This window comes from Muriicola soli (assembly GCF_004139715.1).
Classification (GTDB): Bacteria; Bacteroidota; Bacteroidia; order Flavobacteriales; family Flavobacteriaceae; genus Muriicola; species Muriicola soli.
Genome location: NZ_CP035544.1, coordinates 2512718 through 2536065, shown reverse-complemented (window position 1 = coordinate 2536065; position 23348 = coordinate 2512718). Strand labels below are relative to the sequence as shown.

At 42.8% G+C, this 23348-nt stretch carries 24 protein-coding genes; 15 read left to right on the top strand and 9 right to left on the bottom strand.

What is annotated here, in order from left to right; genetic code table 11:
* Window positions 1-21: 21 nt before the first annotated feature.
* Window positions 22-1323, top strand: coding sequence for a tyrosine--tRNA ligase (tyrS, locus tag EQY75_RS11510; protein WP_129605995.1), 1302 nt, complete (start codon window positions 22-24; stop codon window positions 1321-1323).
* 18 nt (window positions 1324-1341) lie between these two features.
* Here tyrS and EQY75_RS11505 read toward each other — a convergent pair whose 3' ends face one another.
* The 3 genes from EQY75_RS11505 to EQY75_RS11495 all read right to left on the bottom strand — a co-directional run bounded on the left by EQY75_RS11505 (window position 1342) and on the right by EQY75_RS11495 (window position 3224).
* Window positions 1342-2319, bottom strand: coding sequence for a LuxE/PaaK family acyltransferase (locus EQY75_RS11505; RefSeq protein ID WP_129605993.1), 978 nt, complete (start codon window positions 2317-2319; stop codon window positions 1342-1344).
* 79 nt (window positions 2320-2398) lie between these two features.
* Window positions 2399-2722 carry a T9SS type A sorting domain-containing protein gene (locus tag EQY75_RS11500; protein ID WP_129605992.1) on the bottom strand — a complete coding sequence of 108 codons (324 nt, stop codon included), beginning with the start codon at window positions 2720-2722 and terminating at the stop codon, window positions 2399-2401.
* Between the two features lie 190 nt (window positions 2723-2912).
* Window positions 2913-3224 (bottom strand): T9SS type A sorting domain-containing protein, encoded by a 312-nt coding sequence (locus tag EQY75_RS11495; RefSeq protein WP_129605990.1) that lies wholly within the window; start codon window positions 3222-3224, stop codon window positions 2913-2915.
* Between the two features lie 299 nt (window positions 3225-3523).
* Here EQY75_RS11495 and EQY75_RS11490 point away from each other — a divergent pair, with 299 nt between their 5' ends.
* The 9 genes from EQY75_RS11490 (at window position 3524) to EQY75_RS11450 (ending at window position 9950) form a co-directional block, all read left to right on the top strand.
* A complete protein-coding gene (locus tag EQY75_RS11490; protein ID WP_129605988.1) occupies window positions 3524-4210 on the top strand; it encodes a response regulator transcription factor in 687 nt (228 codons plus the stop codon).
* Window positions 4210-5268, top strand: a complete 1059-nt coding sequence (locus EQY75_RS11485; protein WP_129605986.1) for a sensor histidine kinase — start codon at window positions 4210-4212, stop codon at window positions 5266-5268. Before EQY75_RS11490 ends, EQY75_RS11485 begins: the two co-directional genes overlap by 1 nt.
* Window positions 5269-5324: 56 nt before the next feature.
* Window positions 5325-6002, top strand: a complete 678-nt coding sequence (gene trmB / locus EQY75_RS11480) for a tRNA (guanosine(46)-N7)-methyltransferase TrmB (RefSeq protein ID WP_129605984.1) — start codon at window positions 5325-5327, stop codon at window positions 6000-6002.
* Complete coding sequence (locus EQY75_RS11475; protein WP_129605982.1) at window positions 5999-6637, top strand: LysE family transporter; 639 nt, start codon at window positions 5999-6001, stop codon at window positions 6635-6637. The genes trmB and EQY75_RS11475 overlap by 4 nt, the downstream gene beginning before the upstream one ends.
* Window positions 6630-6974: an MGMT family protein gene (locus tag EQY75_RS11470; protein WP_129605980.1), complete on the top strand. Its 345-nt coding sequence runs from the start codon at window positions 6630-6632 to the stop codon at window positions 6972-6974. Before EQY75_RS11475 ends, EQY75_RS11470 begins: the two co-directional genes overlap by 8 nt.
* 145 nt (window positions 6975-7119) lie before the next feature.
* Entirely contained in the window at window positions 7120-8259 is a 1140-nt protein-coding gene (locus EQY75_RS11465; protein ID WP_129605978.1) for an Mrp/NBP35 family ATP-binding protein, read from the top strand.
* A 2-nt stretch (window positions 8260-8261) separates the two neighbouring features.
* Window positions 8262-8504 carry a NifU family protein gene (locus tag EQY75_RS11460; protein WP_129605976.1) on the top strand — a complete coding sequence of 81 codons (243 nt, stop codon included), beginning with the start codon at window positions 8262-8264 and terminating at the stop codon, window positions 8502-8504.
* A gap of 46 nt (window positions 8505-8550) precedes the next feature.
* Window positions 8551-9618, top strand: coding sequence for an NAD(P)/FAD-dependent oxidoreductase (locus EQY75_RS11455; protein WP_129605974.1), 1068 nt, complete (start codon window positions 8551-8553; stop codon window positions 9616-9618).
* A gap of 2 nt (window positions 9619-9620) precedes the next feature.
* Window positions 9621-9950 (top strand): 2Fe-2S iron-sulfur cluster-binding protein, encoded by a 330-nt coding sequence (locus tag EQY75_RS11450; RefSeq protein ID WP_129605972.1) that lies wholly within the window; start codon window positions 9621-9623, stop codon window positions 9948-9950.
* A gap of 3 nt (window positions 9951-9953) precedes the next feature.
* Here EQY75_RS11450 and EQY75_RS11445 read toward each other — a convergent pair whose 3' ends face one another.
* Window positions 9954-11690, bottom strand: a complete 1737-nt coding sequence (locus tag EQY75_RS11445) for an ABC transporter ATP-binding protein (RefSeq protein ID WP_129605970.1) — start codon at window positions 11688-11690, stop codon at window positions 9954-9956.
* Window positions 11691-11828: 138 nt separating this feature from the next.
* On the opposite strand from EQY75_RS11445, the gene EQY75_RS11440 reads away from it, so the two are divergent.
* Window positions 11829-14027: an acylase gene (locus EQY75_RS11440; RefSeq protein WP_129605968.1), complete on the top strand. Its 2199-nt coding sequence runs from the start codon at window positions 11829-11831 to the stop codon at window positions 14025-14027.
* Here EQY75_RS11440 and EQY75_RS11435 read toward each other — a convergent pair.
* The 5 genes from EQY75_RS11435 to EQY75_RS11415 all read right to left on the bottom strand — a co-directional run bounded on the left by EQY75_RS11435 (window position 14024) and on the right by EQY75_RS11415 (window position 18828).
* Window positions 14024-14668, bottom strand: coding sequence for a hypothetical protein (locus tag EQY75_RS11435; RefSeq protein ID WP_129605966.1), 645 nt, complete (start codon window positions 14666-14668; stop codon window positions 14024-14026). The two genes, EQY75_RS11440 and EQY75_RS11435, sit on opposite strands and share 4 nt — an antisense overlap.
* 165 nt (window positions 14669-14833) lie before the next feature.
* Window positions 14834-15907, bottom strand: a complete 1074-nt coding sequence (locus EQY75_RS11430; RefSeq protein ID WP_129605964.1) for a dipeptidase — start codon at window positions 15905-15907, stop codon at window positions 14834-14836.
* A 9-nt stretch (window positions 15908-15916) separates the two neighbouring features.
* Window positions 15917-17029, bottom strand: a complete 1113-nt coding sequence (locus EQY75_RS11425) for a D-TA family PLP-dependent enzyme (protein ID WP_129605962.1) — start codon at window positions 17027-17029, stop codon at window positions 15917-15919.
* A gap of 11 nt (window positions 17030-17040) precedes the next feature.
* Window positions 17041-17505: a RidA family protein gene (locus EQY75_RS11420; protein WP_129605960.1), complete on the bottom strand. Its 465-nt coding sequence runs from the start codon at window positions 17503-17505 to the stop codon at window positions 17041-17043.
* 6 nt (window positions 17506-17511) lie between these two features.
* The gene (locus tag EQY75_RS11415; protein WP_129605958.1) at window positions 17512-18828 is read right to left on the bottom strand and encodes a gluconate:H+ symporter; all 1317 of its coding nucleotides are present in this window, start codon (window positions 18826-18828) and stop codon (window positions 17512-17514) included.
* Between the two features lie 102 nt (window positions 18829-18930).
* Between EQY75_RS11415 and EQY75_RS11410 the strand changes: the two genes are divergently transcribed.
* The 4 genes from EQY75_RS11410 (at window position 18931) to EQY75_RS11395 (ending at window position 23318) form a co-directional block, all read left to right on the top strand.
* Complete coding sequence (locus EQY75_RS11410) at window positions 18931-20193, top strand: aminotransferase class V-fold PLP-dependent enzyme (protein WP_129605956.1); 1263 nt, start codon at window positions 18931-18933, stop codon at window positions 20191-20193.
* Window positions 20194-20361: 168 nt separating this feature from the next.
* Window positions 20362-20856: a DoxX family protein gene (locus EQY75_RS11405; protein ID WP_129605954.1), complete on the top strand. Its 495-nt coding sequence runs from the start codon at window positions 20362-20364 to the stop codon at window positions 20854-20856.
* Window positions 20853-22436: a Gfo/Idh/MocA family protein gene (locus EQY75_RS11400; RefSeq protein WP_129605952.1), complete on the top strand. Its 1584-nt coding sequence runs from the start codon at window positions 20853-20855 to the stop codon at window positions 22434-22436. Before EQY75_RS11405 ends, EQY75_RS11400 begins: the two co-directional genes overlap by 4 nt.
* A gap of 288 nt (window positions 22437-22724) precedes the next feature.
* Complete coding sequence (locus EQY75_RS11395; protein ID WP_246019876.1) at window positions 22725-23318, top strand: energy transducer TonB; 594 nt, start codon at window positions 22725-22727, stop codon at window positions 23316-23318.
* Window positions 23319-23348 lie beyond the last annotated feature (30 nt).

Here is a 23348-nt window from a genome sequence, read left to right as displayed (position 1 = left end):
ATTCTAAGAAAATGAAACCTGATGGATTCAAACTTTGTTGAAGAATTAAAATGGCGTGGTATGCTCCACGATGTCATGCCAGGCACAGAAGATCACCTAATGTCTGAGATGCAATCGGCTTACGTGGGGATAGATCCTACTGCAGATTCACTTCATATTGGTCATCTTGTAGGTGTGATGATGTTGAGGCATTTTCAGCTTGCCGGACATAAACCCTATGCGCTAATTGGAGGTGCCACGGGTATGATAGGGGATCCGTCGGGGAAATCGAGCGAACGAAATTTGTTGGATGAAACAACGCTGAGATTGAATCAGGAAGCTATCAGAGAACAACTATCCCGCTTTTTAGATTTCGATGCGGAGGTTGAAAACGGTGCAGTCCTGGTCAATAATTATGACTGGATGAAGGATTTCAGTTTTCTCGACTTTATCAGGGATGTGGGAAAGCACATCACTGTAAACTACATGATGGCTAAGGATTCTGTCAAAAAAAGACTTGAAGCAGAGGCCAAAGAAGGCATGTCCTTCACGGAGTTTACTTATCAGTTGGTGCAAGGCTATGACTTCCTTTATCTGTATCAGAATTACAATTGTACCTTGCAAATGGGGGGTAGTGACCAGTGGGGAAACATTACAACAGGAACGGAACTCATCAGACGTATAGGAGGTGGAAAAGGCTATGCCCTAACCTGCCCGTTGATCACCAAAGCTGATGGTACAAAATTTGGTAAATCTGAAGACGGTAACGTATGGCTTGATGCCCACAGGACCTCTCCGTATAAATTCTACCAGTACTGGATCAATACATCGGACGAAGATGCTGAAAAGTACATCAAGATTTTTACCTTCTTGTCAAGGACAGAGATTGAAAACCTCATCAGAGAACACCAGGAAGCACCTCATTTAAGAATACTACAGAGAAAATTGGCTGAAGAGGTTACTACCATGGTACATTCCAAAACTGATCTGGAAAATGCCATCCGAGCCAGTACTATTCTCTTTGGAAATTCTACTTCTACGGATCTCAAATCACTCGACGCCCACACCTTTCTGGAGGTCTTTGAAGGAGTTCCCCAGGCTGAAATAACGAAGGAAGATATTAATGATGGACTCGACATTATTGCGGCCCTGGCTTCAAAAACGGGATTTTTAAGTTCCAACGGAGAGGCGAGAAGGGAGCTAAAACAAAATTCAATTTCGGTGAATAAAGAAAAGGTGGCTGAGGGATATACAATTGGTGAATCTGATCTTATCAATGACAGTTACGTCTTGTTACAACGCGGTAAAAAAAGCTATTTTATCTTAGCGGTTTTAGAAGACTAAGGAAGCAGCTCACCCATGCTACAGGACCATCAGGTTGCATCCCCGGATGTCAGCATTATCAAATCGGCCGAGAATTTCGAAACCACCTTCCGGGCACAGACGTCCCAGATCCTGTGTTGCGATAAAGGAACACGAATACAGATTTGCAAGGTCAATAATATTGACCCCGCCGGTCTTGCCGGGTTCAATAAAACTCAGGGGGTCTTCGGTATCTCGAATTAAAACCTTCATCCAGGGAGGGGAATTAAATACACCATCACCTTGAGAATAGGCTTGTGAAAGCAGCTCTGTCATCCCGTATTCGGAATGTACTTTTTCCAGGTGAAACGCCTCGCTTAGATACCGGTGAAGTTCTTCCCGAATCAATTCCTTCCGCTGACCCTTCATTCCGCCGGTTTCCATGATCACGGTATTGTTGAGTTCCATTGGATGCCGTTCGGCAAGATCCATTAGAGCAAAGGATACTCCAATTAATAGGGTTTTGGTTTTCTCCTCTTCTAAGAGTTGCAGATGATTAGCCAGAGTGTGTAGATTGTCAAGATAAAAACCACTTTTTGGGTGTCTGCTAAGTTCTATCAAATCCCTCACCATATATACCAAAGAGGAACCGGATCGTTCAAGATAAGAAGGCAACAAAGCCAGAATACAAAAGTCTTCAGGGTTTCCGTAAAACCGTTCAAAGCTTTTGCGAAAACTGTGTTCGTAAATCCCCACGTCAGCAATGAAATGTTTGCTCGGGAGGGATGAGGTGGTGCCACTACTGGTAAAAATAAGTTCTGGTTTGGAGGAAGAGCAACTCAGCTGTTTTTTTCTGAAGAACTCTATAGGTAAAAAGGGTATATCTTCTACACGATTAATATCTGAGGGTTTGGTCCCCATATGCTGACAAAATTCTCTGTAAACCAAATTGTTTTCGTATTGGAATCGAAAAACCGAGATGACTGCAGCATCGAATTCGTGCTTTTCTTTAATCGAGAAAATTCTATTGGGATCCATGGCGTTAAAAACTACGCCAAAAGTAGTAAATTATAGCCCTGTGTTAGGTTATACAAATAAACACTAAAAGCATCGCAAATTATTTTACGACCAACTTCCTGGTCATGGATTTTTGCCTCTCTTTTACTTGTAAAACGTAAACCCCGGGAACCAATCGGGATATATTCAGCGTATTCGTAGAGATCCGATCTCTTAGAACTACTTCACCAAGTACATCGTAAACAGTGATCATCTTGGTATCGTTGTATTCGGATGTGATATAGACCACATCACTGTACGCCGGATTGGGATATAGTTTAAAATTGGGAATTTCCTGAGAGGGGACCGCATCGGCAGGAGGTTTTTCCTGGCCATAACCCCATAGGGAAAACAATAAAAAAGTGGTTAAGTAGAGTATTTTCATCAATATTGATTTGGGATCAATACTTAAAGGTACCTAAAGACCACTTCAGACCCCACAAATTGTTGTGAATGGAAGGAAAATGTAGGTGAAAGAAAAAGCCTTGGTATTTCATCGATAAAAAACTGCATTTTATCGACAACTTAGATGATCCTTAAAGGCCTAGAACAGGAGAATACTGTTCAGGAATTAACTATTTGATGATCAATTTACGGGTGGCTACCTTATCTTTTTCCTGCACCCGTAATACGTATATTCCGGAATCCAGGTTAGACAAATTTAGTTCGTTCCCTAAGATGGTGGTTTCAATTACCTGAGTTCCCAATACATCGAAGATGAGTATTTTCTTTGGCGCGTTGGCTTCGGTCTGAATAAAAACTTTGCCATTGGTAACCGGATTGGGGTAAAGCTTGAAGCCAGAAATTTCACCAGGATTTGTAGGCTTGTCCTGAGCGAACCCGGTAGAAAAAACCAATAAAAAAGCGAGTAGGTAAAAGTGCTTCATACTGAGGGGGTTACATAGAACACATAACAAATATACTTATTTTGAGATTCCATAATTGTTACAAGGCCTATTCTAGCGAAGAAATTCGATGAAATGCACCTTTATACCCCTATATATCATTAATCATACCATTGTGAAGCTTCTTTCCAACAAAATTAAGCCAAAAATCAGGTCAGGACGATTGCAATAGCACACCAGGCCTATGTTATAAAATTGTTATGTTCCGTATTTCGAACTGAAGTACCCCCGGGGTGTGTTTTTTATTTATATTTTTGGTCGAATGACTAATCTTGAAATTAATGAAGAAACAAGACATCAGAATCCTCCTTGTTGACGACGAGCCAGATATCTTGGAGATTCTAAAGTATAACTTGTCTTCTGAGGGCTACCAGGTTTCAACAGCAAAAAACGGAGTTGAAGGGGTTGAAAAGGCCAAGAAAAAGAAACCACATCTCATCATATTAGATGTGATGATGCCGGAAATGGATGGGATAGAGGCATGTGAAATTATCAGGAATACAGACGGACTCAAAGATACCATCATCACTTTTCTCACGGCCAGGGGCGAGGATTATTCGCAGGTTGCAGGTTTTGAAGCAGGGGCAGATGACTATATCACTAAACCTGTAAAACCCAAAGTACTCGTAAGTAAAGTCAAGGCGCTTTTAAGAAGATTAAAAGAGGACCAAGAACCCCAGCCGGAAATAAAGAAAGTGGGGGATATTGTGATCAACAGAGAAGAGTATAAGGTAGTGAATGCAGGGAAAGAAATAGTCCTCCCCAGAAAGGAGTTTGAATTACTGTCTCTGCTAACTTCTAAGCCCGACAAAGTTTTTAAAAGAGAAGTGATTTTAGACAAGGTCTGGGGTCAGGAAGTGGTGGTTGGTGGCAGAACTATTGACGTACATATTCGCAAACTCAGGGAGAAAATTGGGGATCATCACTTTATAACAGTTAAAGGTGTGGGTTATAAGTTTGTTTTGTAATGGCTAAGGAACTGAGGAAATCCTATAAGTTTGCTCTGAGGTCTTCCTCCTACATTTCCGCAATACTCTTACTTTTTTCATTAGCGCTTTTTTATTATTTGTCTTTATGGGATTACTGGCCCGTTCTGGTGATTTCCATATTCTTGGTTTTTGGTGTTTGTTTTCTGGTCATACAATATCGGGTGGAGAAATTCATCTATGTACGGATAAAGAAGATCTACGATGATGTGTCTTTTTTAGAATCCACATCCTTTGCCAGTGGTCCAATTACAACAGACATGGCAACTCTCAATGAAGAAATCGAGAAATTCGCCAAGGATAAAAGGATTGAGATTGATACACTAAAGATCAGAGAGGAGTACCGGAAAGACTTTTTAGGTAATGTTTCGCATGAATTAAAGACTCCCCTTTTTACGGTTCAGGGATACATCCTCACTTTGCTCGAGGGAGCAATGGAAGACAAAAAAGTTCGTAAAAAATACCTTCAAAGGGCCAACAAAGGGGTAGAGCGACTTATCTACATCGTTAAGGACCTCGATTTGATTACCAAATTGGAGGTGGGAGATCTCAGCCTGGATATGGACACTTTTGATATCGTTGAATTGATCCAAAGCGTTTTTGACCTTTTGGAAATGAAGGCTGCAAAAAAGAATATTAGTCTCACCTTCGATATGGATTATGTGAATCCGATATACGTTAGGGGAGATAGGGAAAAGATACAACAAGTGATTACCAATCTGGTCGTTAACTCTATTAAATACGGTCATCCAGATGGCACTACTGAGGTTAGTGTGGAAAATCTAATAAAAAATAAAGTAATCGTCAGGATTACCGACAATGGTGAAGGTATTCCAGAGATCCACCTACCAAGGATCTTTGAACGCTTTTATAGAATTGATCAAAGTGGAAGCAGGAAAGAAGGCGGTTCGGGCCTTGGTCTTGCCATTGTAAAACACATTATCGAGGCACACGGAGAAAAGATATACGTGGAAAGCGCAGAAGATGTAGGATCTGAATTTTCATTCACCCTAGAAAAAGAGAGTAAACCCCGGGAATAGTTACAATCGCCTGTGTTGAATTCCTTAGTTTTGCAAAACATCAATGTCAGATTTTTGTGGGGAGTAAGAATAAACTCAAGCGCTTTAAAGAAAACGAATCCTTTCCCAATGTGATCCAGCCTACCCGGGAAGAAGTCCTCAATGGCTTATTTCCGCATAAAGGAAAGTGGTCTGAAGTATTTGGAAATGAAAATCCACTGATAGTAGAACTAGGTTGTGGTAAAGGAGAATATACGGTCGAATTGGCCCGAATGCATCCTGAGAATAATTATATCGGGATAGATATAAAAGGTGCCCGTTTGTGGCGGGGAGCTAAAACTGCCCTAGAAGATTCTCTGGAAAACGTCCACTTCATCAGGTCGCAAATCGGTCTTATTGATGCCTTGTTTGCCGAAGGTGAGCTGTCTGAGATTTGGATCACTTTCCCAGACCCGCAGATCAAGTACAAAAGGACAAAACACCGGCTGACAAATCTGGAATTCTTAAAAAAGTATGCTCGTGTATTAAAAAAGCAAGGCATTGTGCACCTAAAAACGGATAGTGAATTTATGCACGGATATACTCTAGGCATTCTACAAGCCGCAAAAATGGATATCCTCTATTCCAATCACGATGTCTACAAAAACGAGGGAAGTCCGAAAGAAGTTTTGGAAATTCAGACCTTTTATGAAAATCAGTATCTTGAGCTGGGTAAACCCATTACCTATTTAAAATTCAGGATGTCTGCTTTATGACCCATCTGTTAATCTTATTTTTTGTCACCTTCTCTGCAGCCTTTATGGCCACTGTTCCTCCCGGCCTTTTGAATATGAATGCCGCTAAAACCAGTGTGGAAAAGGGAAAGAACAATGGCATCATTTTTAGCCTCGGAGTGTCTACAATGATCATGATGCAGGCTTATATCGCTGTACTGATCTCCAAATTTCTGTATAGAAATCCTGCAGTTATCGACTTGCTGATGAAGATAGCGGTAGGTATTTTCGCCTTCTTCGCGATTTACTTTTTTATAATGGGCAAGCGGTTTAAACCGAAGAAAATCCGCATTGAGAAAATAAGTAAAAAGAACAGCTTTTTTAAAGGGATGCTCCTGGCAGCCTTGAATTTACTTACGATACCCTATTACAGCGGGCTCAACGTGATGTGGAATGCTTCAGGTTGGATCAAGTTTCAGGTATGGGATATTGCTACCTTTATCCTGGCAGCAGGAATGGGGACATTTACTGTACTCTATCTGTATACATTCTATTTCAATAAACTTGAAATGAAGAACAAGACCTTTTCCAGGAACTCCAATTATATTCTGAGTGGGTTGATGCTTATTTTACTCTTAATTACCTTAATTCGTTTATTTAACAGTAATCATGGCTAAAAAGGAGTCCGATTTTTTTACAAAAGTCTATGATCTCGTAAAGCAAGTCCCTTACGGTCGTGTGACATCCTATGGAGCCATAGCCAGGTACCTAGGGACTGCCCGAAGTGCGAGAACCGTGGGCTGGGCTATGAATAATGTTGTTGACAGGGAAGACGTACCTGCACATCGGGTGGTTAATAGAGTTGGCTTGCTCACGGGGAAGCATCATTTCGGAGGGACCAACCTGATGCAACAATTGCTCGAAAATGAGGGACTTGTGATCGTAGATGACCAGATTCAGGATTTTAAGAAGCATTATTGGGATCCGATGAAGGAACTCGACCATGACGTATAATTTGTTCTACAATCCAGAGAAAACGCATCATAAGTAAGCAGAATTCCCCTATAAGTCATTTCCATTCAGTTCTTTCCAATTCTCGGTCCTAAGCCCTATCTTTGTTGTTTAGAATCATTATATATTAAAGCTCGATTATAGCGGGATGAAACTTGACAAAAAAGAAATAATAAAAGCTCTGCAATCCATTTCAGTACCGGGTGAGGGACAAAATATGTTTGATAGCGGAGCGGTAAAGAATATACAGACTTTTGGTGACGAGGTTGTTGTAGATATCAGTATTACCAACCCCAGTCTTCAAGCCAAAAAGAAAACCGAAGTTTCCATTTTACAAGCTATACACCGCCAGGTTTATGAAAAGGCTAAGATCACCGTTAATTTAACTGTCGATGCTCCGGCTAAACCCAAAGCAAACGAGATAAAAGGAAAACCCATTCCGGGGATAAACAATATTATTGCTGTTGCTTCGGGCAAAGGAGGAGTTGGAAAATCTACTGTCACTGCTAATCTGGCCGCAACACTGGCCAAAATGGGATTTAAAGTAGGAATTTTGGATGCTGATATTTATGGTCCCTCTATCCCAATAATGTTCGACGTTGCTTCACAGAAACCACTTGCCGTTGAGGTAGAAGGGAAGTCAAAAATGAAACCCATTGAGAATTACGGGGTAAAGATTTTGTCTATTGGATTTTTTACTCAACCTAACCAGGCCGTTATCTGGAGGGGACCTATGGCAGCCAAAGCCCTCAACCAGATGATCTTTGATGCTCACTGGGGAGAGTTGGATTTCTTGCTAATTGACCTTCCGCCGGGTACAGGAGACATTCATTTAAGTATTATGCAGGCACTGCCTGTAACCGGATCAGTTGTGGTAAGTACCCCCCAGGAGATCGCCCTTGCAGATGCCAGAAAAGGAGTAGCGATGTTCCAGCAGGAGGCGATCAATGTACCCGTCCTCGGGATCATTGAAAATATGGCGTATTTTACTCCTGCTGAACTTCCAGAGAACAGGTACTACATCTTCGGGAAGGATGGCGCAAAAAATTTGGCAGAAGACATGGACGTACCGTTTCTCGGAGCCTTACCCCTGGTGCAAAGTATTCGGGAGGCAGGTGACGTGGGTAGACCTGCAGCCTTACAAACCGCTACTCCACTTGAATCTTCTTTTGAGGAGATCACGAGAAATACCGTTCAGGAACTCGTACGGAGAAATTCCAGTATGCCTCCTACAGAGGCCATTAAAATAACCACCATGGCAGGATGTTCTGCTGTTAAAAAGAAATGATAATGACGCCTGACGAACTGAAGATCAAAGTAGAAAAAGCCCTGGATGAAATTCGCCCCTTTTTACAAAGTGACGGAGGTGATATTTCTCTGGTTTCCATTGAGAACGGCAATTTGGTTAAGGTGCGTCTCGAAGGGAATTGCGTGGGCTGTAGTGTAAATCAGATGACATTGAAGAGCGGGGTAGAGATGACTATCAAAAAGCACGCTCCTCAGATAGAGCAGGTAATAAACCTCGTCAGTTAAATGTCGTCCAAAATCACTTCCCATTCCTCGTACAAAGAAAACAAGTATGATTAAAACAGATATCCTGATAATTGGGGCGGGCCCTACGGGCTTATTTGCAGTTTTTGAAGCTGGATTACTTCAACTAAAATGCCATATAATTGATGCTTTGCCACAACCTGGCGGGCAATGTGCAGAGATTTATCCCAAGAAACCTATTTATGACATTCCCGGATTTCCGGAAATTTTGGCCGGTGATCTGGTAGATAATTTGATGCAACAAATCGCTCCTTTTCAACCTGGGTTCACCCTGGGAGAACAAGCAACCACTATAGATCAACAGGAAGATGGAACCTTTGTAGTCACAACTAACAAAGGCACCAAACACCAAGCACCTGTTGTTGCTATTGCGGGAGGGCTCGGGAGTTTTGAACCGAGAAAACCCCTATTGGACAACCTTGCCATCTATGAAGACAAGGGTGTTGAGTATATGATCAAGGATCCTGAAAAATACAGGAACAAAAGAGTACTTCTGGCAGGCGGTGGTGATTCTGCATTAGACTGGACCGTATTTCTCGCCAACGTGGCTGAAGAGGTGACCCTGGTACATCGAAGAAATGAATTCAGAGGAGCGCTCGACTCGGTAGAAAAAGTACAGGAATTAAAAAATCAGGGGAAGGTAAGGCTGATCACTCCGGCTGAAATTACGGCCATTGGAGGCAAAGATCAACTTGAATGGGCTTCTGTTAGACGTGAAGGTGCAAAAGGAGAAGTTGAAGAATTTAAACTAGACATCGATCATTTTATACCACTTTTTGGACTTTCTCCCAAACTGGGACCGATAGCTAATTGGGGCCTTGAGATTGAAAAAAACGCTATCAAGGTGGATAATACCCTGGACTATCAAACCAATTTACCCGGTATTTACGCTATAGGAGATGTAAATACTTATCCGGGAAAACTTAAACTTATCCTGTGTGGTTTCCACGAGGCAACACTGATGTGTCAAAGTGCCTACAGGAGGATCCACCCCAATAAAAGATACGTGCTCAAATACACTACTGTTGGGGGCATACAAGGCTTTGATGGGTCGAAAAAAGAAGCCCCAAAAGCCGTTGTAAAAGCCATTGTTTGATCATGAGCGATATTCAGGTTACAATTACTGACAGAGCGGGAAAGACACATAAGGTTAGCGCTCCTACCGATATGAACATGAACCTGATGGAATTGCTGCGATCCTATGAGTTGGCTCCTGAGGGAACTATAGGCATATGTGGGGGCATGGCGATGTGTGCCTCCTGCCAGGTCTATATAATTTCTTCACATGAAATGGAGGCAAAATCAGATGAGGAAGAAGCAATGTTATCTGAAGCTTTTTATGTAAAGGACAACAGTCGCTTAAGTTGTCAGATTCCCTTGGAAGATTCTTTGGATGAGCTTGTGGTTGAACTTGCTCCGGAAAGCTGAGATTTAAATCCTTGCCTGATAGGTAAACAGATTGTAATACCGTCCTTCCTTTGCGATTAGCTCATCGTGAGTCCCCGTTTCTGCAATACGCCCGGCCTCTATAACTAAGATCTGATCCGCTTTTCGAATAGTACTTAAGCGGTGGGCAATGATAAAGGTTGTTCTACCCTTTGTCAATGCGGCTAAACTCTGTTGAATTAGCCCTTCGCTTTCCGTATCGAGGTTGGAAGTAGCCTCGTCTAGAATTAATATTCTGGGATTTGCCAGAACAGCCCTTGCAATAGCGATTCTTTGACGCTGTCCCCCTGAGAGTTTTATGCCACGTTCCCCGATAAGAGTGTCCAGACCCTCTTCAAATCGGTCCGTAAATTCATCTACATAAGCCGCCTTTACGGCATTTTGCAACTCATCTTCAGAAGCATCAGGTCTCGGAAAAAGGATATTTTCCCTAATCGTGCCCTCAAAGAGAAAGTCGTCCTGCAGCACCACCCCGAGGTGCTGTCTGAAGTTCTTTAAAACAATTCTCGACAGATCATGTCCGTCTACCATAATTTTCCCTGAATTCGGATTTAAAAAGCTGGCTGCAAGTCCGGCGATAGTACTTTTACCGGAGCCCGAACTACCCACCAGGGCCACAGTAGTTCCTGCGGGTACTTCAAAGCTTACCTCGTGCAATACTTCTTTCTCTTCCTCATAGGCAAAAGAGACATTGTCAAAAATATAATGTCCTTTGATGGTTTCCGGGGTGAGTGTCCTGATCTCCGGATTCTCTTCTTCAGTCATATTCATCAGCTCTTCCGTGCGATCGAGACCTGCGAGCGCTTCACTTAATTGACTCCCTATATTGCTCATTTGGACAATTGGCGCAACCATAAGTCCGAGGAGAAAGGTGAATTCAAGGAATTCACCAAGGGTGAGGGCGTCAGACATAATTTTATAACCTCCGATTCCCATAATCCCAGTTGTGGCAACGCCTAGTAAAAAGGTGGAGGAACTTGTCATAACGGCTGTTGCTGTCAGACTCTTTTTCACATTCTGATAAAGCTTGTGTACCCCTTCCTGAAAAATGGAATGTTCCTGCTGTTCTGCGTTGAACCCTTTGATCACACGGATACCTCCCAGAGTTTCAGTTAAACGGCCTGTAACCTCCGCATTAATTTTACTGCGATTTCTAAAAATAGGCCTGATGATCTTAAAAGCCTTTAAGGCTACCACGGCAAATATGGCCAGCGGAATCAGGGCAAATAAGGTCATGGAGACACTGATATTGAGTAACAGGATCAGGGCAACCACAGCCGTGATGGTTCCTCCGACCAATTGAACAAGACCAGTGCCGATGAGGTTTCTGACACCTTCAACGTCAGTCATTATCCTGGATACTAATTCGCCCGACTTTGTATTGTCAAAAAAACGAATGGGAAGGGCTAAAATTTTGTGTTGTACTTGTGCGCGGAGTTCAGAGATCATGTATTGGGCCTGAACACTTAAGATCTTGGTAAGCAGGAAAGAAGTAACAGCCTGGACTAGAATTGCTGCAATGACAACCCCGATAAGAACCTTAAGCAGTGGGATGTCTTTATTGGGAATAATGTCATCCATCAGATACTTGAGTGACATGGGTGCTACAAAACTAGCCGCCTTACTGATCACTATGAGGATAAGGCCAATAAAAACTAAATTCCTCCTTGGCCAGATGATGGTTTTAAAGGCATTTAAAATACTTACTTTTTTGTCGGCCATGGAGTAAAAAAAATTAGGGAAAGGGCCCGCAAGATACGGATAAAATGGCATTTGCTTTGCTGAAGAGAGCTGTTCAAAAAAGAAAATTAGTTTTTCCGATGCAAGTCAATTAAATTCACCTCATATCAAATTACACCTATGAAAAGAGTGAGATTACCAATAGTACTTTTTACATTGACCCTAATCGCTGTTTCTTGTAAAACGGGAGAACAGCAGAGTGAACTCAAACGATGGGAAGCCCATGCGCAAAATACGACCATCATACGCGATAATTTTGGGGTTCCCCATATCTATGGTAAGACCGATGCAGATGCAGTCTTTGGCCTGCTTTACGCTCAATGCGAAGATGATTTTAACCGGGTTGAGCAGAACTATATCTGGGCCATAGGTAGGTTGGCAGAGGTAGAAGGGGTAGAAGCCCTATACAGTGATTTAAGAGCAAAGCTTTTCATGAGTAAGGAAGAGGCGATCGCTCATTACGAAAATAGTCCGGAGTGGTTAAGGGAACTGTGTGATGCTTTTGCCGATGGCATAAATTATTATCTGTATACGCATCCGGAAGTAAAACCCCGATTGCTAACTCGATTTGAACCCTGGATGCCCATGTATTTTAGCGAGGGTTCAATAGGAGGCGATATAGAACGTATCAGTACCCGGAAATTGAGTGCCATGTACGAAAAAGGCATTTCCTTTCCGGAATCTGCAGATCTCGAAATTAAAAAGAAAGAAGCTGAACTGGAACCACAGGGATCTAATGGAATAGCCATATCCGGGGATCTTACCCAATCCGGAAATACCATGTTGCTCATTAATCCGCATACTTCATTTTACTTTAGAGGAGAGGTCCATATGAATAGCGATGAAGGATTAAATGCATACGGCGCAGTTACCTGGGGACAATTTTTTATCTACCAGGGATTTAATGAAAAAACAGGATGGATGCACACTTCTACCTATACAGATGTTATGGACGAGTTTGTGGAAACTATAGTGGAGATGGAGGGCAAACCCTTTTATCAATACGGTGAAGAGCTGCGGCCGGTTGAGGTTTCAGAAATTGTGTTAAAGTACCTCGAAGGGGATCAACTTAAAGAAAAGGCCTTTCCAGCCTACAGGACCCACCACGGTCCGATAACACATATGGAAGGAGAAAGGGTTGTGGCCTCAGCAATGATGTGGGAGCCTGTGAAAGCCCTGGAACAGTCATATATCAGAACAAAGCAAGACGGATACGAAGGCTTTAGGGAAATGATGGATATCAGGACAAATTCCTCCAACAATACCGTTTATGCGGATGCTGATGGGAATATCGCCTATTTTCATGGAAATTTTATTCCGGTACGCGATACCGTTTTCGATTATTCGAAGCATGTGGATGGCAAGGATCCGAGAACCGACTGGCAGGGGCTGCATACGGTAGATGAAAACATCCTGGTGCTGAATCCGGGAAACGGCTGGATACAAAACTGTAATTCTACCCCCTACACTGCGGCCCTGGAATACAGTCCTAATAAGAAAGACTACCCAAATTATATGTCGATAGACCGTGAAAATTTCAGAGGCATTCACGCTATAGAATTACTAAAAGACAGGAAAGGGTACACCCTGGATAGCCTGATAAAACTCGCTCACGACCCCTATTTGCCGGCATTTGAGGCACTAATCCCGGGCCTTGTAAACGCCTATGATATGACGGCAAATCAAAATCCTCAACTAAAAGCACCCATAGAGGTCTTGCGAAAATGGGATTTTAGAACAAATAAGGAGTCGGTTGCCATGACCCTGGCACACTATTACGGAACGCAATATGGCAGAGTTGGAAAGCGGCCTTATGCTATGAGCGATATGGAAGCAATGTCGTATTTTGGAGAGAATTCCCCGCTAGAGGAGAGAATAGAGATATTCAAAACTGTGGTTGATGAATTAAAACGCGACTTCGGGACCTGGGAAATGCCCTGGGGGGAGGTGAACCGATACCAGAGGCTCAACGGGGATATTCGCCAGCCTTTTGACGATAATAAACCCAGCATTCCAATTGGTTACTCCTCTGGTCGTTGGGGTGCTTTGGCTGCCTATGGGGCGAGGTATACCAACAATACCAAAAAGATCTATGGTACCCGAGGAAACAGTTTTGTTGCGGTCGTAGAGTTTGGAGATAAAGTAAAGGCCAAGAGTATCCTGGCAGGAGGTCAAAGTGGAGACCCGTCTTCGGCCCATTTTGATGATCAGGCGCAGATGTATGCCAACATGCAGTTCAAGGATGTGCTATTTTATAAGGATGATGTATTAGAAAAAGCCGAGGAAACTTACAAGCCGGGAACAAGACAAAAGGATTAATCCTGGACGATTATCAAAGAGGCTTTTGAACCTGTGGACAGCAACCACTTATTGGAGTAAATAAGCTTACCCTTATCATCATACACATCCACCTGGGCAGTATTTGGTCCTGAGGTCCCCTGGTTGAGGGCTTCAAAATCCAGCCGATTAAAACCCTTGTCTAAAGTGAGATTTACGCCTTTAAAACTGCTAGTGAGGAGGATATTAGGATCTATCACTTCACCATTGGCATAAATTTTCACCCTATCCCCATCTACATACTCGTGATCGCGACAAACTATTCCGACGAATTTAGAAGAAGTTTTTACATCTCCTAGATACATGTCTCCATAGTGTTCTTTGCTGTTTCCCTTTTCCCGTTCCCCTACTTTAGGATCGATTTTCATATCGAATCCCGCCTGTCTCAAATCCCTGTCGGGGAGCATCTGGATATTATTAGACATAAGCGAGTCCTTAAGATTAGGCGTCTTACCCATATCGATCACGGAAGGCATCCTTAGTCGATTATTCGTGGGGTTCGCCTTGATGTCGAGATTGGGTTTCGGCCCGATCTTTAAAGGTTGTGTTTTGGGTACATCAGTTTGTGATATACCAATCCCGCATATCCCCAAAAGCATTAAGAGTGAAAAAACGGCTTTCATCGCTAGTTTATGTCATATAAAGGTAACAATTACCCTGCCAGAAGGGTATAAATCCCTGTTAAAATCGACCAAAGTAAGCAATGGTCTGGAGTTTAGATATAATACTTCTAAGTGATCATCCTGGGGATCCGGTATTCGGACTAATCTATTTAATAGGAAAGAAAATTAAGGTAGTTGCCAGGCTTCTTGCAGAAATCGCAGGAAGTTTCTGTGCATAATATTTTGAATGTCATCTTCTGAATACCCCCTTTTTTCAAGCAATTCGGGGATTTTTTGAAGATCTGCAATGGTGTTCAAATCACTGGGGCATTGTTCTTTCCCAAATCCCCCATCGAGATCAGTGCCAATCCCGGCATGAAGTGAATTGCCTGCAAGCTGGCAAATATGGTCAATATGATCAACCATGGTATCTAAGGTCACCTTCATGGCTTCGGGAGTGGATTTACCTTTTACCCAATCAGGAACCATCATCCAGGCATCCAGTGCAACTCCAATTACGGCTTCCCTTGAGATCAATTCAAGGATTTGCTCATCAGAGAATTGTCTGTTGTGATTAACCAGCGTCCGGCAATTGCTGTGACTGGCCCAGAGAGGACCCTTGTACATATCCATGGTTTCCCAAAAACTCTGATCGCACAGATGGGTTAGATCGAGAATGAGATTCAATCTTTCCATCTCCCGTAGTAATTCCCTGCCTTTTTCCCCGATTCCACCATCAGAATTGGTCCCAAAAGCATAGGTCCCGGGGCCGTAATGAGCAGGTCCTACCGCCCTTAATCCCTGTTCATATGCCCTCTCTAAATGACCCATACTAACAATCGAATCTGCACCTTCCAAACTGAGTATATACCCAATGGGTTTTTTTTCAGACGATTTTGAATGCCATAATTTGAGGTGAGCATTCAATTCATTTACATTGGCGATCTGGGTCATCTCGCCTATCTCCTCCATAGCGCGATACCAGGCTAATTGGCCCTGAGTATGCGCCCATGCCTGATGCGGCGAATTCCATCCCGGTAAAGGATTAGTCTTTTTTACATACCGTGCGATTTGGGTAGCGACACAAATACCTATATTTCCTTTTCGCATCGCATCCAGAGAAACAGTGTTCTTTCCACGGTCTGGCTTATCGCTTTTCCCATGCTCTGCCTCTCGAATGTCTTCAACGGACCACAGTAAATTTCTGTTCCATTCCACTGCATTCATGGCGAGGTCTAGGTGTGCGTCAAAAATTAACATAGGATTCTCTTAAATAACTAAGCTGTAATTTCTCGCGGCTACCTTCCATTTCCCAGTAATCTTACCCCCTTCAACGGTCAATCCTTCCGGGTATTTCGCGACCGTTGGGCAGACATGTATTGGGACAGCATAAAAAACCTGACCTATTTTTACAGTCGACTTCGAAGTACTTCGCAAGACAAGATGTTCTTCACTCTGACTAATCTGCTCACAATCTTCCAGGCCATAAATGTGAACTCTGGGGAAATCCATCTCAGGAGCCACGGCTTTATGGCCGAGATCAAGACAAAAAATATCAGGAGCAGGTTTGCTAATCACTCTACTAATCAATACGGCAGCCGGAATAAAGTCCATGTCTTTAAAAGCCCCACCATAGCGGGCATCCCACAAGAGCGTAGTTCCTGGGCTGCTGATGACATTTTGCCTCTTCGCGTGAATTGGAAATGTAGGGGAACCCCCTGCGATGATTTCGGGAACGGGGTATCCCTCCGTTTCTAAGTGATGTTTAAAATCCAGCACTTTTTTAAAGGCGGCATCGCATTCTCTCTCCCTATCTTCGATCTTGGGATGTCTGATATGCCCGTCATAAACATGCAGTCCGGCTGCCTCTAAAAATTTGCTATCCGCTAATTTTCTAAAAATCTCTGCGGCCTTTTTTCCAGGCTTTACTCCGGTACGATCCATGCCTACATTTAGATCCAGGTATAGGGAAGCCTTAGAGCGCCGTTCCTTTGCCACTTTTTCAATCTCATTCAGGCTATCTTCATTATCCACAAGGGTAGAAAACTTGGTTTGAGGAAATTTCGAAATAAGGGTATAAAACCTTAAAATATTAGGCCCTACCGGCTGCATGGCCAAGAGCACATCTGCTGCATTCTGCAGACCTAGAAGTTCTGCTTCGGCTATGGTAGCACATTTAAATTTGGTAATGCCATATTTGATTTGCAATTGAATCACCTCAGCCATTTTATGTGTTTTAATATGCGGCCGAAGTTTGCTCGGATCTCCCACCATGTTGACCATGGTCTGAATATTTTGTTCAATTCTGGAGGGGTATATCAACAGATTCGGTGAAAATACCTGTTCTTCCTCGTCGATTCTGTACCAGGCTTTGGTTATCATACTTCTTGTCCTTAATGAAGTTGGAACATGGCTTCGATCTCAACGGCTACCTGTCCGGGAAGAGTCATACCTACGGCACTCCTAACGCCCACTCCGTTTTCAGTCCCGAAGATATCTGCCATCAGCTCACTAAACCCATTAATAACAAGAGGGTGTTGGTCAAATTCGGGAGTGGAATTTACCATTCCCAATGTCTTTACCAGCCGTTTAATTCGATCGATATCTCCAAAATGGGTAGTAATTGTTGCGAGCATTGTAAGTCCTACCTGTTCTGCTGCAAGTTTCGCCTCTCCAAGCGAGAGGGTATCTCCAACTTTGCCTGTAATGTAGGTGCCGTCTACCTTCATAGGTCCCTGCCCCGAAATATACAGGAAACCGTCAACTAAAAGAACCGGTTTATAAAGTCCGGCCGGAGGTGGAGCGGGGGGTAAAACAAGCCCGAGCTCGCTTATTCGTTTTGATGGTGAAATGCTCATAGTTTATTATATAAATTGATTAAGGATTAAGACCCCAAAAAGGCCAACTACTCCTACGGTAGTTTCCATAAGTGTCCAGCTTTTTAATGTATCTTTCACAGACAGATTAAAGTATTCTTTAAACAACCAAAATCCGCTGTCGTTTACATGGGAAAGCATCAGGCTACCTGAACCAATAGCCAGGACCATCAATTCAGGACTTACACCGGTAGTTTCAATCATAGGCATCACAATGCCCGCAGCTGTGAGTCCGGCAACCGTTGCCGAGCCTACTGAGACCCTGATCACTGTGGCTATTAACCAAGCGAGGAACAAGGGAGAAAGGGAAGACCCCTGGAGCAAATCGGCGATATATTGACTAACCCCGCTATCAATCAGAACTTGTTTCAGTGCTCCTGCCCCTGCTATGATTAATAATACCATAGTTATGCCCGAGATAGAGCTGCCTACGGAATCCATTACTTCCTTCATTTTTTTTCCTCTTGCCAACCCAAGGGTATATATAGCTACCAAAACAGAAATGAGCATTGCGATTACCGGATTCCCTAAAAAGAGTATTATTTTTTTCAAAACAAAATCCTGAACGATCAACAAATCGGCGATAGTGGCTAAACCAATCAGGAGAATGGGTAACAGAGCTGTTAAGACACTAATCCCCATTCCAGGCATTTCATCATCACTCAGAATTTTGGGATTGACAAATTCCTTTAAGGGTGAGGCATGTATATTTTTCAAGGTACGTGAGAAAAAAGGCCCTGCAATTACGATAGCAGGTATGGCCACAATGATGCCATAAATAAGCGTCTTGCCCATATCTGCATCAAACATTACCGTAATCGCAGTTGGAGCCGGATGTGGCGGAAGATACCCGTGGGTAACAGATAGAGATGCCAGCATGGGCAATCCAACATAGAGTAGCGGAAGTCCGGTCCTGGCAGCTACAGTAAAAACCAAGGGCACAAGAATAACAAAACCCACCGAATAAAACAGAGGAATACCAACGATAAAACCGGTAAGAACCAGAGCCCACTGTATGTTAGTTTTACCAAATTTTTCGATCAATTTGGAAGTGATACGCTGGGCAGCACCGCTATCGGCCACTAATTTGCCCAACATTGCACCAAACCCCAGGATCATAACCAGAAAGCCCAAGGTGTTCCCAATTCCCTGTTCTATGGAGTTGATGACGGTTTCCAGGTCCATCCCTTCGGCAATACCTACAAAAAGAGATACGAGAATAAAGGTGATAAAAGGATTTAGTTTCCACCGGGCAATGAGGAGGAAAAGAATGAAAATACCGACAATGACTATCAATAAAGGCATAAATCTATCAGGAGTTCCCGGCTTCGTTAAAGTGTTAAATATACCATTTTGAATAGAACTAAAAGCGATCATTTATTTATCTTGTAGAACAATCTGACAGAGATGGATAAAAGATCTTTTTTACAGAAAATGGGACAGGCTGCCCTAATTACCCCCTTTCTTCCCTTATCCCTGAAGGCCTCAAATTCACAAAAACGCGGGACATACGCACTCGATGACGACGATGAATTTTGGCAGCGAATCAGGGTCGATTACGCTCTAAAGCCGGATTACATCAACCTGGAAAACGGATACTACAATATTGCTCCCATTCCCACGATTCAGAAATTCCACAAGCATGTTGAACAAGTGAATTACGAAGGCTCACATTATATGCGAACTGTTCAATGGGATAATAAAAAGAGGATAGCCAACCGCCTTGCAAGATTGGTAGGTTGTGAGGATGACGAATTAATTATCACCAGGAATACTACTGAATCCCTGGATTTGATCATCGGAGGATATCCATGGGAAAAAGGTGACGAGGCTGTTTTTGCGGTGCAGGATTACGGTGCAATGCGGGAGCATTTTAAACTCATTTCTAAGAGATACGGTGTGGTAACCAAAACGATTTCATTACCGAACCATCCGGGTTCTGATGAGGAAATTGTGTCTTTGTATGAATCTCAGATAGGGCCAAAAACAAAATTGATGATGATCTGCCACATGGTAAATATTACCGGGCAGATCCTTCCAGTGAGAAAAATCTGTGACATGGCCCATAGCCATGGGGTGGAAGTCATGGTTGATGGGGCCCATTGCGTGGGTCACATCGAAGTTAATATAAAAGAACTCCATTGCGATTACTACGGTTCAAGTCTGCACAAATGGATGAGTACCCCGCTAGGGGCAGGGATATTATTTGTTGCCAGGCAGAATATTTCCAAGATATGGCCGCTCCTGGCAGAACATCACAGAGAACCTGATGATATAAGTCGACTTAACCATATCGGCACCCATCCGGTGCATACGGACCTCACTATTAATGACGCCTTGGATTACCTTGACCTCATTGGTTTAGAACGAAAGGAGAATCGGTTGAGATACCTTCAGCGCTATTGGAGTGATACTCTCAGGGAAAACAAAAACATCGTAATTAATACTCCGGTTGAGAAGCATAGGAGTTGTGGGATAGCCAACGTTGGGATCCGAAATATGAGGCCTTCAGAATTGGCTAAAACACTACTGGATGAGTTTAAAATATTTACCGTGGCTATTGATCAAAACAATGTTCAGGGCTGCCGAATAACACCCAACGTTTATACCACCACGGATGAGTTGGATGAATTTATTAAAGCTATGAATATTCTGGCAGGACGAACTTGAATAAAGCAAGAGGGTAATAGCCTGATAAGATCAAGGTTTATAAGAATTCAAACCTGACATAAATCATAGTTCATCTTTTGCTTAATTTCTAGTTTTGAACCTTTTACAAAGTGACATTAAATATTACACCCAGACCACATTATTAATTTGAAAATTAAAAAATAACTTATGACCGATATTCTTAAAAGAGAATCGCTCCTAAAAAGCGTGGTTCTTTTACGTATCCTTATTGGGTGGCACTTTCTGTATGAAGGGGTCATAAAGCTCTTTAATCCAGACTGGACTTCTTTCGGATACCTCGCTACTGCACAGGGCCCCTTTAAATCTGTATTTATTGCACTTACCAATGAAGCAACGATGGGCCCTGTAGATACCCTCAATACCTTGGTTCTCATTTTTGTTGGAGTTACCTTAATACTCGGCATTTTTGAAAAATGGGGGGCAATTGCGGGTATGGGACTACTCGCTTTGTATTATTTTGCCCATCCTCCCTTTCCTTGGCTGGAACAACAAAATGTGGAAGGCAGCTATTGGTTTGTCAATAAGAATTTGATTGAAATAGCAGCGCTGTGGATCTTAGTTCAGATTCCTACGGGATCTTACTTTGGATTAAATTTTCTCCTGAAGAAAGAATCAGAAACGATAAAAACACCTCAATCATGAAATGGACAAGACGCGACATCTTAAAAGGACTCGGTGGATTACCAATCCTCGGAACCGTATGGTGGGCTGGAACAGCAAACGCCTTGATAAAAAGTAAGGATCGTTCTGAAATCCTTGAACAGCTGCAAATTGAACCATCATTGCCATCGGCACTACCCGAAATTGGGGGTGAGCCAATACGCATAGGGATTATCGGATTTGGTATCCGGGGAGAACAATTATGCAGGGCTCTGGGCTTTGCTACCAAAGAGTGGATAGAACAGATGAAAGAGGAGGAAAGACTCAACGGCAATACGCAGCTTAGGGAATTTCTTGACCAGGAAAAATTAAACCTGAAAATCACTGGAGTTTGCGACATCTTTGACGTACGTGCAGAAAATGTAATTGCTTCATTTTCAACTCCTGAAAATAAGGTTAAACGATTTAGCACACATCAGGAAATGATCAGAAGTGGAGAGGTTGATGCTGTTATTATAGCCACCCCGGATCACTGGCATGCTCCCATGGCTATTGAAGCTCTTAATAATGGAGTACACGCCTACGTTGAAAAGCCAATGACTCATACCGTTGAAGAGACCTATAGTCTCAGGGAAGCAGCGAAAAACTCAAAAGCTCATTTGATGGTAGGTCATCAACACAGGCAAACCTTAAGTTTTAAGACGGCCAGTGATATTATCGATAAAAAGGTGCTTGGACATGTTTCGGTAGTACAGACATTTACCAACAGAAATGATGATAACGGAGCATGGAATTATGACATTCACGAAAAGGCCAGTGAGCAAACCATCGATTGGGATTTGTTTTTGGGAAGTGCCCCCAAAATTCCTTTCAACAAAAATCACTTTTTCAGGTGGCGCAAATGGTGGGCTTATGGGTCCGGTCTTTCAGGGGATTTACTTACCCACGACTATGATCGTCTGAATTGTGTATTGAATATGGGGATTCCTAAATACATCACTGCCTCAGGCGGTATTTACACGCACAATGACGGGCGTAATGTTCCCGACGTCCTTCAGGTAAATATGGATTTTCCTGATTTCAGTACGGGGAGTACCCAAGTAAAGGGGAAGGAAAAAGGAATGACCTTCACCTATAATGCCACTTTAGGTAATGGATTCAATAGACCAACTATTCTTATGGGGCATGACGCCTCGATGGAACTGGGGAACAATCTTACCATCTGGCCTGATGGAGGGTCCACAAAATATGCCGAAATGATCGAAGAGGGTAAAATGAAACCCAATGTTCCCATATATCATTACAATCCCGGAGCAAATGTGCCAGATGCAGTCTCATCGGCCACTTCTCAGTATTTCGCGGATAAAGGCCTGATGTGGACATATATTGACGGAGTTCGTGTGAATTCTACCTATTTACACCTGCGGGAATGGCTTAGTGCCATTCGCAATGGGGGTACACTGAGCTGTGGAATAAAAGAAGGTTTTGATGAGGCGATTACCGCCCACATGACAGGCCTGGCCTATAAATTGGGCAGGAGAATTGAATGGGACCACCAAGAAGAACGAATAGTACCCATTGAAGGAATAAACTTTGACGAGATATTGCTTTCCAGCGTCTGAAAATAGCGAGTTTTAATTCGGACTTGAGAAAAAGGCCTGCTGAAAAGCGGGCTTTTTTTATTGACTTCACTGGTATTCAGAAGGATATGGTCTAAAACTGACAAATGTCATAGTAATAATATGGTACGGTTGCTAATTTAAGGGTATTAAAACAATTGTCATGCAAATCAAAAAAACCCAAAAGCCGATTTAAATAGAAATAGTAGCCTGTACTTTGTCATAGGTCTAACTATAGTATTATTCTTAACGTGGCGTGCTTTAGAGTATAAAACGTATCCAAAAGATGAGGTGGTTCTGGATCTGGTTCAGGCCGTCGATGATCTAAAAGAAGATGCTCCAGTAACGGAGATGATCAAAACACCCCCTCCACCTCCGCCTCCTGCTGCGCCTGAAGTAATTGAAGTAGTAGAAGATACTGAGGAAATAGAAGAGACAATTATAGAAAGTACTGAAACAAGTCAGGATGCTGTGGTTGATGAAGTGATTGAAGTGGACGATGTTGAAGTTGGGGAAGAAGAGGAGGAAATTACGGTACCCTTCGCAATCATTGAGAATGTTCCGGTATTTCCTGGATGTGAATCCGCAAAAAACAACGAAGAGCGAAAGTTATGCTTTCAGGAGAAGATCCAGGAACATATCATCAAAGAATTTACCTATCCTCCGGCAGCTCTTGAATTGGGGATACAGGGGAGAGTATTTATTCAATTTGTGATTGATTCTAAAGGTAATATTGGTAGTATCAGGATGAGGGGCCCTGATAAAAACCTGGAAAAAGAAGCGCATCGTATTGTGGCATCACTTCCGCGAATGACACCGGGGAGTCAACGAGGTAAAGCTGTTTCCGTACCTTATAGTATTCCAATTAATTTTATCATTCAGTAGTACAAGAAAAATATCGGATTCATCTCTAAA